Source organism: Enterocloster sp. 210928-DFI.2.20 (assembly GCF_020554465.1).
In the GTDB taxonomy this organism is placed as follows: domain Bacteria; phylum Bacillota; class Clostridia; order Lachnospirales; family Lachnospiraceae; genus Enterocloster; species Enterocloster bolteae.
The window spans coordinates 36,483-50,915 of sequence record NZ_JAJCHK010000017.1; the positions used below are offsets into that span (position 1 = coordinate 36,483).

At 48.1% G+C, this 14,433-nt stretch carries 5 protein-coding genes; all 5 read right to left on the reverse strand.

All coding sequences use genetic code 11. The features are described from left to right. Positions 1-46: 46 nt before the first annotated feature. The 5 genes from LI015_RS16020 to LI015_RS16040 all read right to left on the reverse strand — a co-directional run bounded on the left by LI015_RS16020 (position 47) and on the right by LI015_RS16040 (position 14,408). Positions 47-4,513 carry an InlB B-repeat-containing protein gene (locus LI015_RS16020; RefSeq protein ID WP_227125642.1) on the reverse strand — a complete coding sequence of 1,489 codons (4,467 nt, stop codon included), beginning with the start codon at positions 4,511-4,513 and terminating at the stop codon, positions 47-49. 11 nt (positions 4,514-4,524) lie between these two features. Further along, entirely contained in the window at positions 4,525-10,812 is a 6,288-nt protein-coding gene (locus LI015_RS16025; RefSeq protein WP_002565699.1) for an InlB B-repeat-containing protein, read from the reverse strand. Positions 10,813-10,847: 35 nt separating this feature from the next. Beyond that, positions 10,848-12,500, reverse strand: coding sequence for a cell surface protein (locus LI015_RS16030; protein WP_227125644.1), 1,653 nt, complete (start codon positions 12,498-12,500; stop codon positions 10,848-10,850). A gap of 127 nt (positions 12,501-12,627) precedes the next feature. Further along, positions 12,628-13,572: a 3D domain-containing protein gene (locus LI015_RS16035; protein ID WP_227125646.1), complete on the reverse strand. Its 945-nt coding sequence runs from the start codon at positions 13,570-13,572 to the stop codon at positions 12,628-12,630. 47 nt (positions 13,573-13,619) lie between these two features. Beyond that, on the reverse strand, positions 13,620-14,408 hold the full coding sequence (locus LI015_RS16040) for a transglutaminase domain-containing protein (RefSeq protein WP_002565702.1): 789 nt from the start codon (positions 14,406-14,408) through the stop codon (positions 13,620-13,622). Positions 14,409-14,433 lie beyond the last annotated feature (25 nt).

A 14,433-nucleotide genomic window follows, 5' to 3' on the forward strand; every position in this document is an offset into this window, starting at 1 on the left:
GCCCCGTAATGCCATCACAGCACTACAGGGCAGAATTGAATATCACTTAAGGTGTTTCCCGAGTCCAGGCTCCGTTTTCATCAACCTGGTATCCATCTGGTGTCATCTCATTTATGTACAGAGACCCCAATGGACGGCCATTCTGATTCGTATATTCCCATCGTTTCGATCCCTCATTAAACGTCCAGGTCTTCTGCTGGCTATCAGCGGTCAGATAATACCATATTCCGTCAATCTTCTGCCACCCCATCAGCATAACTCCGGTAAACGGACTCAAATAATACCATCTGCCATCATCATCATCATAGTGCCATCCCTTTGTCATTCGGCCAAACCAGCCATCGTGTACATTGGACAGGAAATACCAGTTATCTGTATCCTGGTCCAAAAACCAGCCACTGTCCATAATACCCTCACGGTCAAAATGATAGGTGGCAATCTGGCTGCTTCCATTATGTGTGTATCGTATATTGGCCCAGCTGTCTTTGATACGTGTTCCACTGTTCAATACAAAGGCCCACTTATGGTTAGTCTGATCAACATTATTCCATATGCCCTCGGTGCCATCTAAATACGTACGGTAACTGTTTTCTGTGCCATCACTGCCCGGTCCATGTCCTCCGCCGGAAAAACCTTTTGAACCGCCGGAGCCCCCGGAACCGCCGGAACCGCCAGAACCACCAGAACCGCTAGAACCGCCAGAACCGCCAGAACCGCCAGAACCGCTAGAACCGCCAGAACCGCCAGAACCGCCACTGCTAATACTGTCTACCAGTGCTTTCAGTGTATCAAAGGCACTTTCCAGGTCGTCAACCGAAGGTCTGGGCAGGCGGTTCAGCACTTCAACAGCCTCATCCACAGCCTCAGTAAGGGCATCTCTGTCTTCTGCGCTTACAGACCCATTATTCTTCAGGGCATTAGCGATATTAATCTCCTCCTGCAGCCTTTCTTTTGCTTCCTGCCATTGGGTATCATCTTCCGGTTCATAGACAGCATACAGTTTCAAATCTCTTGTCACTGGATCTGAAGTATCATACATCCCTCCTCCAGACTGGCGTTTCGACAGGCCTGTGAACTCATACGCTATGCCTGTAACGGAATCCGTATAGCCTTCGTGAATATCTAAATCCATATAGTCTTCCGTATCATCCAAGGACCTGCCATCCCTTACCTTAAATGTGTGAACCTGTCCCCTTCCGGTATCCATGATGATCACTTCATACGCTTTATAATAACTAAATACCAGAGTATCACCGATATTAGCTTCAAAGGCAAAGCTTCCAGTAAAGTCTTCATTTTCATTCGGGTCAGGTGTCATCAGGACTTCTTCACAGGTCGTATCACCATCATCCTCTCCAAAATTAATTTTCCATAACCTGTATTCCAGATTTCCCAAAAGACTGGTGTCTAATTTTCCAAACACTTTAATTGCTGGAGTCAGATTTGCATCCTCCACCAGTGGTTTATTGGTTCCATCCACCTTTCGCGTAAGTCCGATATCCAGACTCCATGGTGTCTTAACGCTCTCCCCGTCATCCACTTCCTGCCTCACAGCTTCCGAAGCAGATGCCACCGGTGCATGTCGGTCAAACTTAACTGTATAAGCTATCCGCTGCCCGTTTGAAAGCGCTGTGCTATCCTCATCGTTATCCACCAGTTCTTCCTTTAATTCCTGAAGCGCTTCCTCTGACTTGTCCAGGGCAAATATCCCGTTTTTGGGTGAATAATCCACTGTTGCGTTGGATGCAGTCGCTACCGGAGACGGTTCATACATGGCCTGGAGGATTACATCTCCCGCTGTCATTTCCACGGTCTGATTTTTTCTGGTCAGGTATGACATATGCAGATTACCAATCTGTACTTCCCATTGTTTAAATGCCTGTCCAGCAGGATTCATATCCTCCGCAGATATCCTGATCTGGTCCCCTGCCTTTACCAGGACTTCATCTGCATGCTCTTCCACATCCAGCGCTTCCCCGTTTCTTGTCACCGACTCCACGTAACCTCCGTTCAGCAAACGGAAGGTATAAACACGGTTCTGCTGCGAAGTGCCTGTTACCATTACCTGGCTTCCGTTTATCATACGGTCTGAAGGCGCATCGCCGTTATCTGCCTGTTTGGCCACGATGATATAGGATACATTGGGTTCAAGTCCTGCAAGTTCCGCTGTCCGCGGACTGCCGGACGGGCTTACCCATCCGTCTTCGTTCCCATCCTGACTGACCACATTTCCATCCATATCAAGAACCGCATACACAGTATTTTCTCCTGCCGGGCGGATAACAATCTTCCTTAGTCCCTCTGTCGTATCATCCGCGGTGGAATAATTCCCTCCAATAGCAGGTACCATGACACGGGCTGGCTGACTTATTAAGGATGGATCCACTGAATCTGTCAGTATGTCTCCAACAACAGGAGCTGCGCTTTCCGCCATCTCATATACGTAGTAGCTGTCACAGGGCGGCAGTTGTTCAAAGCAGCTGCTGCCAAGCTGTTCCCCTGTCATCACTGCCAAAAGCCGTCCGTCACTGTCCGTCAGGGCATATTTACGCGCCTCATTTGCTCCGCTTATCTCAATCTTACCCATACCGTCATTTCCTATCGTTCCAGTTCCATCTGGAATGCACAGGATTCCATCATCTCCTCCCACAGGTGTAAAGCGTGCCCTGTAAGTCTGATCCGCCAGAATCGTCATATTCGGGTCTGTAACCTGATTCCCGTTTTCATCAAACCAGCCAGCAAACATATAGTTACTGTCCGGTGTGGTCTGGGGCAGGGAAATCTGAGACCACTGAGTCCCTTTCGGCACATGCATGGAATTGGTTCCTGAAATAGAGCCGCGGCTTCCGCTTTCAAATCTTATATCACACCATTGTCCCGGATCTTCCACAAAATCCGCGTAAAGTTTAAGGTCTCCGGTCAGTTCAATATCTCCGGTCAACACGGTTCCTACTTTACCTGTACCGGAAGCATTGGCTTTATACCAGCCGTTAAACATATAGTGCTGTTCGGGAGATGGCGTGATTCCCTCTGTGATTGTATCAATGGAGTGGGTACCAAGCCGTAAGGAACGCGGGCTGCTGTCTCCTGACAGGCTTCCATGTTCGCTGTTGTAATAGTTTATCCTGGCCCAATGTGCTGTATCATTCAAATCTTCATTATAGGTAATCGTAACAGTGCCGCCTGTAAAGTCTGTTTTAAAACTCAGCGTGGCTGCTGTCTGGTCCATACTGATATCGGTAAATGTTCCATTCCATCCAATGTTAGGCGGATACGTATACCCGGCTTTTCGCTCTACATTTACCGTCACTGTTTCATTAGGAGACACCTCCCTTGTTTCCGGCTCAGCCAGCACATTGTTATGGTTGTCTATCCGGTTAATGGTTACATGGGTTACATAGGAAGGGTCAATCTCGTAAGTATATACCACGGTTACCGGCTGATTGGGCATCTTTCCGGTAAAGTTCTTTTGGGCATCAAATGTGCATCCTGCTGTCTGCGCCGAATATATCCCTCTTCCCGACAAATCATCTATATCCCCGCTGCCTGTTTTTATCTGAGCGCCGGTAAGGGTATAAGCCGTAATCTGTGCCGGTGCGGCAGAAACCTGCGACTCCGCGGAATAGAGATAGCTTTCCGGGGTACGGATCGCACGGCCACTCCCATCTGCATATTCTACACGCAGGGCAAATTTCTTTGAACTGTCAGGCTCATATCTGTATGCCACAGTCAAGTCATCATTGGGCATATTTCCGCGGACAGACCGGGTAGACTCATTAATGGTCGCGGCCTCCCCCAGCGTTCCATGGCCTGAGGCGTCATCAAAACGGCGCGTTTTGTTGTTCTTAATAATCACAGAAGATACCTTATAGCCCGGTATATCCCGTTTGTAGGTAGCGGATACTGCTGTATTGGCCGTCACCCGGGTTGTCCAGCTTCCGTCATCAAAAAACTTATATATCTGGCTGTCATCCGCTTCGGGCCATGCATTCGGGTCTTCTCCATTCATGTTTCCATTTCTGTCCTCATTCAGGTCCCGGTAATGCATGACTGTAAAATCAAACTGACTGGACGCATCACCATTCCAGCGTGCCTCATATGCCGTGGTTGAATTGTAAGGAAACGCAAAGGGCAGATACAGTATCTTATTACCATCTGCATTATACCAGCCGTCAAAGGTATATCCCGGCCAACTCAAATCCGCGTCAAATGCAGGCAGCACCGGCCTGTCACCAGAACCCAGATTTTCCACGGCAATTCCATTGAAATCACTTGCTTCAGCCAGTGGATGACCAGCTCGTCCGGTAGCATACGTAATCCGGTTTCCATCTCTGGGAACATTCATATAGTTTGAATGTGATAAATCCGGGCCCTCCTTGGGATCAAACCGAATGACTGCCGGATCCCCGTAATTCAATGCATACGCCGGCGCCGGAGGCGCGGCCATGGTGATCACCATGGCCGCGGCCAAGACACGGGCCAGATATGCCTTAATCTTATTTGTCCTTTTCATAAAACCTCCTGCTATTGTAAAGCTCCATCAGCGCCTACCTGATAACCGTCCGGTGTCTTCTCGTTGCTGTACATGGAGCCAAGCGGCCTTTCCTGATTCTGCATAAACACCCATTTCCCGGTGCTGCGGTCATATGAGTATGTCTGTGCCGTATTCTGAGGTGTAAAGAAATACCATTTTCCTTCAATTTCCTTCCATCCCATTACCATCTGGCCTGTAATCAAATCCAGGTAATACCAATGCTTATCTACCTCATCATAATGCCATCCTGTCTTCATCTTTCCCAGCCAGCCGTCTTTTTTCGCATTACAGTAATACCAGTTCATATGCTCGTCCCTGAACCAGCCATAATCCATGAGTCCGCTGGCATTAAAGTGATACCAGCCATTTCGATTCACATCACCGTTGGCATAATCAAGTTTGGCCCATATGCTGGTGAGACGGATTCCTCCGTTGAGTACAAAAGCCCATTTATCACTCTCTGGGTCAACCAGCTCCCAGTTTCCATTGGTGCCTACCACATAACTCTTACTGGTTTCCGCAACATAAGGCGCCGGAGTTGTGACTGGCCCGCCTGTGCCGGCAGACCTGGAGCTGCCACCGCCTCCTTTCGATCCACCTTTGCTTCCTCCTGAACCGCCATGGCTTCCGCTGCCCCATCCATCTCCGCCGGATGTACCTCCGCTGTTTCCTCCATTCTGAAGTTTATCGTAATGGTCATACCGGTCTTCCAGAATCTTATCGAAGGGTTTACATGTTTCCTCCAAACGGTTCAAGGCCTCCAAAAGTTCATCAAGAGTTGCCCGGGGGCCCGTTCTATCGAATACATCCATAGCTTCTTCTATGGCTTCCCTTATCTTTTCTGTCTCCTTCAGCGTCAGGAAGTAATCGTCTGATTTTTCGATTGCAGCTTTGATTGCATCCTCCAGCTGTTTCCTGGCATCATTCACTTCACCGCTGTTATCATCGTAAAACGCATATACATACGTCTTCCTCTTGATTTCCTTGTCCGGGTCAAATTCCTTTAGCCGGTCTTCCCGGTAACTCCAGCCAATATAATTAAATTCAACCCCCTCATTATCAATAAATGAATCGATTGGTGTCTCCACTTGGCTGTATTCAAAGGAATAGTCTCCACTATTCGGTGTCTCACCCCGGCGCACTTTAAAATAATAGCGGTACTTTGGTTCTTCTTTATTATTGATAAAATAAATCCTGTATGCCCTGGAATAGATGAGCACATATCTCATACCAGCCTGAGCCGTAAATGTAAACAAACCGCCGGTCTCTTCCGGATCATCAGACATAGTAACCGAATCAATGATCAGCTCCCCATCATCATCCTCGGAAATAGCAAACAGCTGATAGTCCATCATGTCTACATCTTCTTTATCCAGTTGCACATATGTATTAAATGTTGCTTCTGATGGCGAAGCTACCCCTACTCTCCGCCCGTTCACATACCGTTCAATATCTACATTCAATCCCCAGGCTCCATGGTACGCTTCTTCATGGTCACTGTCATAATAAGACGAACGTTTAATTGCATTGGATTCAGTCGCCTTTACCACATTCTTTTTATATACTACTTTATAGGTCACATCTGCATGGTTCACATCCATAAGGGTCCGGTCTGCGTCTGTGGTAAGCTCCTCCTCCAGGTTTTCAATTTCATTGGGGTCCAGAGCCATCTCATGCTTATTACCTCCCCGTACTTCATCCGTCACCGTTGCATTGCTGGGTGTCGCTGACGCACGCTCATAATAAGCTGTCATAACCACGTTGGAATCCGGCATCGTAAATGTCACATCCTGACGGCGTATGGTTTCTGTCATTCCCGGAACTGCCCCGATTGTCACCTTCCAGTACAGGAAATTCTGTCCATTTCCATCGGTTTCTTCCGCGTGAAGCACCACTTCATCGCCTTTATGGACCTCATCATATCTGGGGATATCTAATTCTACTCCATCAACAGAGTGGACCTGGCCATTAATCGCCTCCACTATATAGTTGGGAATATCCAGTTCGCCGCCCGGATCTGTGCTGATGTGAGTCCCGTCTTCCAATTTGCTTTCCGCAGTGATGCCGGATGACCCATGAGGCCTTGCCACTACCACATACTCCTCATTGTAATCCAGTCCGGAGAAGGTCAGGCTTGCCGGTTGGCTGCCGCCGGCCGACTGCCAGCCCCCATCTCCCGTCTCAGGAGTTATGACCACATGTCCGTCCTTATCTAAAATAGCATAATCGGAATCCGTATCCGCCGGCTTAATCACGAAAACAGTCTTCCCTTCATGTTCCTCATCGTAAAGGACCTGGTAATTGGTCTCCACTACCGGGACCAGAACCTCAGTCGCACTGCTTATGATTCCAGTCACACCGTCTATGGGCCTCCCAGTCTGTGCCTGTGTCGTACCTGTTGCTTCATATATTAAATACCGCGTACCAGGATACAGGTCTTCAAAATATACCCGTCCTGATATATTCCCGCGTACCACATCTATTATATTGCCTTCCATGTCCGTGATGATATACTGATAGCCCTGGGTTGTCCCATAGACTGTAATCCTGCCTTTTCCCTGCGTATCAATACCTGCTGATGCATCCCGCGCCGCCACATCTGTACCAAAGACTGCCGGGTCCGGATAGAACCGTATGGTATAGGTATTTCCATTCACAAGTCTGCTGTCATCTTCCACAGACACTCCGCCATCATACCAACCATCAACCAGATAATTGATTTCCGGTGTATAGGCCGGCCGATTTCCCGCGGTATCGGCCCAGGTACGGTCATATTGGATATGGAGATTTACGTTTTCCCCCGCATCTATGGTTCCATGCTCTCCCGCCGCAAAGTGAATATCAACCCATTGGTCAGGATCTTCCGCAAAGTATGCAGTCACGGCAGCCGAACCTGTAAACCTGCTATCGGCTGAAAGCAGCTCCTCACCACTATCCTTGATTCCGTTTCCATTCTGGTCGATAAACCAGCCTTCAAAGCGGTAATAGGTGTCTGCAACCGCTTCAGGAACCAGTCTCTTTTCCAGTATGTCATTCCATGTATAGCTTCCCGCGGTGCCTTCTACGGTTCCGTCATTTATCAGTACGGAAACCCTATAAGCTCCTCCGGATAAAATAACAACATCCGATGACATACCATTCCCTGGTCTTAAGACGCCATGTTCTCCTGCCTTGTATATCAGATTCGCCCACTTTGATGGGTCTCTGTCATAACGATAGGTGACAGCCAAACGGTCATTTGGCATAGTTCCAGTAAAATTATGGCTGCTGTCAAAGGTTCCTGCTGATGCAGGTTCCGAGCGTTCATCCTGAAACACATAACCATACATATTTTTAAATTCAGCGGTCACAGGCGTATCCGCTGTTACATTTTGGATGTCCGGTCCTGTAATGTTTCTCAGCCTTTCATCCTGCGTGCCATTATCCAAATAATGAATCTTATACTCATAGCCCTCTTCCGTGGCTTCATACAGGTACGTTATCTCTACCGGCTGGTTCGGCATGGTTCCCGTAAATCTTCCATCGCTGTCAAAACCGCCCTGGACAGCGCTTACCAGATGCCCGTCCGTATCATCTGCAGTACTTCCCGCCGTAATGCTGCCTGACAGGTACCGGAAGCCATAAACATCCGCCGGAACCGCCGCGATCGCATCTTCCGGGAAAACATCTTGTATGTCAGCTGTATGGACAACTGTACCATTTTCTGTCACGTATTTAACTGTAAATGCGGATTTCGCATTTGGATTGCTGCGGTCTACCTGATAACCATATTTCACGGCCGCATCCTGCCCCGGCATCTTCCCCGAGAAGTCACCGGTACCTCCATTAAAGTTTCCGAATGGAACGGGGCCGTGCCCATCACCGTAATTGTAGATGGCCGGGTTCGTGGAGGAATCCGCCAAACTCCAGGTATAGCCATGGATGTTCTTCTTCCCCGAATGAACCTCTGCCTCCACGCTGTAGGCATCCTCGGTCGTGGTCGACTGGAACACGATGGAACCGTCCGCATTGACATAGTCAACCGTATAATCAAACTTCACATTACTGTCCGGTGAGAAAATTGCATAATAAGTAACCGGATCCTCCGGGAATTCTGATGGCAATCCGCTTATGAGATCTGGATTCACCCTGTCATTGACCGTACTCCACCCCACAAACTGGTAGCCGTAACGGCTGATATTAGGCAGCAGCGCATTGACGCTTCCTCCAACAGAACCGGTCAGAGCCTGAGGCTCCGGCGTCCCTCCATTGGCTTCAAATACAATGGAACCGCTGTTTCTGGTATATTCATATGTAATAACAACATCCTGGCCCGGCATGGTTCCCGTTACCTTGCCAAAATCTGCAACACCGGCATCTGCCTGGGCGCTCAGAGTGCCGCCTGTCCCCTGGTCAATGGTTACGCCTGTAAGGCCGTATCCAGTAATGGCGGCGGGCGCATTCACCTCAACCGCATCTCCTCCCGCATATGACAGGGGGATGCTTGCCGGCGCACCATTCACAGTTCCGCCTGTGGCAGAATCCCGATATATAAAGGACACCGTATATCCATTCCGCTTTAATACTGCATTCCGCCCATTGCCAAGGATTTCCGTTCCCGCGCTTACATACACACCGGAATTCCCCGCCTCCTGGTCTGCTTTAAAATTATCCGCAAAGGGGCAGGAGCCTGCAGCCCCCGGATAACTACTTGACGGCACAGCTATCTTTACTTCCTGACTAGGCTGGGATGATATCCCTCCCGGTGATGCCAGAGGAAGCTGCTCTGCTGTAACGCCTATCTGGGACGTGTCTAAATCGCTCATAACTGTTATATATTTATCCTGAGCCAGATATACGTTTGCCTTCTTCCCGGACGGAGTTGTGTTGTCCGATATCTGATTCCGGTTTCTGATTTCAAATGCACCTGACCCATTGTAATAAACAGCTCCCTTTCCAGCGGACACATTTCCGGAAACCGTTCCAAAATTCATGGACAGTCCCGCGCTTCCCGTTACATTTACCGCACTTCCCTGGCTGGACTCACTGCCGCTGCAGTTAGTGATTACAGCGCCGCTGTTAATCTCCAGCTTTCCGGATGAAGCGGATATCAAGGAATCCTGACTTTCCGCATGGTTTCCGTCCAGGACAATGTCAGTAAACTTTAAAGTGGGGCCTGATACGTTAAACAGCGGACCCGTATACCCGGATGCGCGCGTCAGGGTTTTAATATAATCACCATCCTCATTCATAGGATGCCCCTCATGGTCATAATCCGTACTGGCAATGGTAATATCCTTTTGGCTGTTTCCCGTCACATCAATAGCGGACGAAATCTCCGGATAATCCATTACATAAATATACCCCTTGTTATTTCCGATTTTATTAAGCGCATATTCAATGGTTTTAAAAGGACTGCTGTAGGTTCCTTCTGCGCTGGTAGAGTCCTGGCCGTACTGGTCTGATACATAATAGGAGGTGTCTCTGATGGCAAATGCAACCCTCCTGTGAACCGTCTCATACGGATGAAGCTGAAACTCCCATGAATAGGCCATTCCCGAATCAGTGCCGCTTACCACATCATTGGAGCTCTCATTAAAGACATTGCTTCCCCAGGAATTGTAATGACCAATCCATCTGGTATCAGGAGGTGTCACCCCAAGGCTGCTGTCGTTTGTGATGCAGTCAAAGGTGGTTTTGACATGCTGGTTGACCATATGAAAACCTCGGTCATTTTTATATACCGTTGCATAGTCATCTTCCTGGGTTCCTCCAATCATGACATCGGTTCCCGTTCCCATTTTGATAGTCCTGCCAGTTGAGCCGCCCTGACCATTTTTATCATAGACATAGTAATCAACAAACACATACTTATTATCCGGACTCGGGGATACTGCAATCTTCACCTCTATGCCATAGGTATCCAAAGACTGTACCCCGCCGTTTGTATTGCCTCCTATCAGCTGTTTGGAATTAGTCCCGACCTGAAACCAGGTTGCATACCCTCCGTTACTGTAAGTTGTTTTAATACCAGCCTGAGCATAATTATGCTGCCCTGCCTGCAGGCCCCTAAGGTCGAAACGCCAGGAATTTCCTCCCCCTCCCTGGCCGGTCACAGAACCATTCTTCCAGGTATATGCAGTTGCCTCGCTGGCCCCATCTCCCAGATCTTCATTCTGAAGCTCCGTGGATGCATAGGACAGAATGTTGGGCTGTCCCATAACAAGCCCCGCTATCATGCATATGGCCAGCAACATGGCCGTCAGGCGTTTATAGAATGTATATATGCCGCTGTTCATTTGTTTCATCTCCTTTGTACATTTTTCATCTCCTTTTAAAAATTCAGCCGCTCTTCCTCCGGCAGACCGTCAATGTCGGGCTCCATGCCCGCAGCCGCAATGAGTCCTCCGGCAAAGTGTTCCTCCTTGTTCCCCCTATCATAATGGTAAAATCCGGTTCCTTCCTCTCCTTTTCTCCACCTTGGCTTATCTTCATCCCCGCACCAAGCCACCAAACGATTTCGAATAATAAGCAGGTAACCGCCCTCCTTATCCTTTACAATCTTCTTTTTGCCTTCAATCACTTTCCCCCTGGTGTCCACAACCTGATAATAGGTATCCGCACCATCTTCTACTTTTACAACCCCGTATCCGTATTCCTCATCCGCTTCCAGACGAAGACCATTGATATAATACATGCCCTCTTTTTTCTGAAGCCGATTTCGGTTACCGAACGCCTTTCCGTTGGAGGCAAACCCAAAATGAAACACCCCATCTTCCAGTTCCACCGCGATATCCTTCCCAATCTGCATGGAACCATCGTTAAGTTCATCTGGAGAAAACAGGTACAAATCTGATTTTTCAATACCATATATAGTTCCTTCAATAAAATCCTCTGAGCTCCAGTCATCCACTTCATAACGGGCTACAAACTCAGACTTTCCATCGAAGAGGACAAAACCTGTCTGCATCCTGCCAATCCCATCAAAAGCATAGGAACGTCCATTGATTTTACGAATACGGTTCCGATATACCTCACCTCTTTCATCTGTATGCCACCAACTGCATTCCTGGTCATAGTAATCTTCCGTATCCAGATTCTCCGATGGATACATCCAAAACCAACTGTCTTTCAGAAGCGCCCCACCGTCATAGCCGGAATAATACCGGGCTGAAACATCGCTGCTGGGATTACTCTTATCTGCATTGCTGATACTGGCCACCTTACTCCACCAGGGAATCATGATGCCATTTTCATCAAAACCATACTTGGCTCCATTGATGGTCTTTTGTCTAAGACGGTCTCCATTGCTCTTAACCTTCTTTGAATGGCTGTCAAAAAAAATCCACATCTTGTCATAATCCGTGTAGTTTCTTCCTGCAACCTCACTGTCCAGGTCGGAACCCCCGATTCCTTCATCGATTTCCCCATAATCCAGCCATTCCCCGGTCAGGAGTCTTCCATCCTCTTTTGCATAATAAACCCCTTCTACAAAAGGGGTGTCTGAATCCTCAATGGGATTCCCTTCCTCGTCAAACCATCCAGATAACATCTTCCCATTTTCGTCAAATATGTAGATACTACCTCCAATGTTCCTTTTAAAGCTGCTGTTCTTACGCCGGTAACCTTTCCCATCTGCACCGAAATAGTACCAGCCCTCTTCAAACCCATCTATGGTAACACTTCCTGCATCTGCATATATCCATGTGTCCTGTACCATTTTCCCTTCTTCATCCACATAGTAAATAGAATCCTTATCCCTGAACACACAATGCTTCAATATGGTTCCGTCCTCCGACAGATAATACCAATAATCCTTTGACTTTTTCCATGTCAGGGTTACCAGCTGGTCGTTCTGGTCATAATATCGCCACTCCTCATTTATCTTGGTCCAGCCTTCTGCCGCCTGTACACTTCCCATCCCCAAAGCAGCTGAAAATCCCACAGACAACGTTAAAGCCATGATTGCTGTCATGCTTTTTCTCATTTCATTCTTTCCTTTCTGCTATTGTATCTATATATAAACTGCTGAGGCCCCCACCACCAGCAGGTAATCTTTCAATTCACAAAACTTCAGATACATTGGCCAGCCCCATCCTTCCATTGCAATCCAATTACGGCACTAAATAAACGTTTATCTTCTGTCTGCCGAACCTCACTGCTTCCTCATGGGTATTGAAATAAATATCTATCACATTTCCCTTCACTAACTTTCCAGTATCTTCCACCACATAGACAATATCATTAATTTCCACTTTGCTCTCCATAGGAAGCACCTCGGGATCTGCCGCAATTGTATGCCCTGCCTTCGGGATTTTCTCTGCCTTAGTCAATCCGCCTTTTAATCCACAGCATTTTTCACAGCCGCAGTAACCAGTCACTTCAAAAATCCCTAAGGGCTCTCCCAAATGTTCCTCTCTAGATTTAATTTTAAAAACCGGCAGTATCTGTCTGCCAAACGCAATGGCGTCTGCATGATTGGAGAAATACAGGCATAATGCTTCCCTGGCTCCAGGCGACACCTTATCTTCCACCCGATATATGTCCGATCCGATTCTAAGCACGTCACCAATCTCAAACCCATTAAGGTCAGCCGCCACGGTCGTTCCTTGTGTCGGAAGTCGTCCAGACCAAGTGACATAGGTGTCCGATCTTCCGATACAGTACTGACAGCCACAGTAGGCCGCCACATCCAATTCCCCTATATATGCTTCCCGGGCTTCATTTTCATCTATTACTGCAAACAATGCATTTCCATTCCAGTTTCCTCGCTGCAAATCATCTGCCAACTGCAGTGCATCTGCGGCTTCTGCACCGTCCTTGGGTACATCTACAGGTGCTGCGTTCTCTGTTACTTTCTCGGAACCTCCCAGCGCCTCTGTGCTCTCCAAAACCACAGTCAACGGCGGTACCTGAATATAATCTTGAACAGATGCCCCTTCCGAAGCAAAAAAATAAGTTCCTATTCCCACAACAATTGTCAGACCTGCCACTGTCAGATACCGTATCATTTTTCTTCGAATCCGCCGCCGTTTTTTCGCCCTGCGAAACTCAGTCATCTGCTGACGCTTTGGCGAAACTCTCCTATGGCTGAGTCCTCCATTTTCTACAGGAAAGTCCTGTGCATGGGGTCCTCCTCCATTTTCGCCTCCGGCACCAGTTTCCATCGGCGTAGCCCCGCACTCTTGTCCCATGTAATATCGCAATGCTTCCATCCCCCATCAATCCAAACTCGGTTCCAAGCGTGACCCCCGCCGTAGACCGGTTCACAGTCCATACCTGCCATTCTGCATAACATCAGATATGCAGAGACGTACCCCCAACACACGGAACGCCCTTCCATTACAGCCTCGTAAACCGTTTTCCTCTTTAGTTCCGTGTCATATTCCACCTTGCTATAGACCCACTCGTAAAAAAATGAGGCTTTCTCTCTTTCAGCCATGCCGGCTCCTTCCGCTACAATATCGTAAAGCCTGTCCTCTGTCTGCCTATGCTGTATCGCAGCCTGGTGAGGATCGTCACACTGCACATAAACAACAGCCCTGTCCCCCTTCTCTCCCACTGCCAGCCGGATTTCCTGTTTTCCGAGATATATGTAACGGTAAAAATAACGGCCAAATGACAAAGCATCCTCCACTGTACCAAAAACAACTCCTGAATCCTTCCATTCTGACAGTTCCTCGCTGTTTTCAATCAGTTCTAACATTTTATCTCCGCAGACCTCATAATCGGGAATTCTGCCGGTCATTTCCTCAGCATATCTGCCTCTTTTTTCAAACTCTATGTCCTTCATCTGAGTCTGAGCCTGAGCATTCATTCCGCAGGCCGGCAGACTCCATATAACGGCTAAACAAAGAAAAAGAATCAGTAAACATGGCCCATAAACTCTTTTCATAAATAATTCTCCCTTTACAACAAAT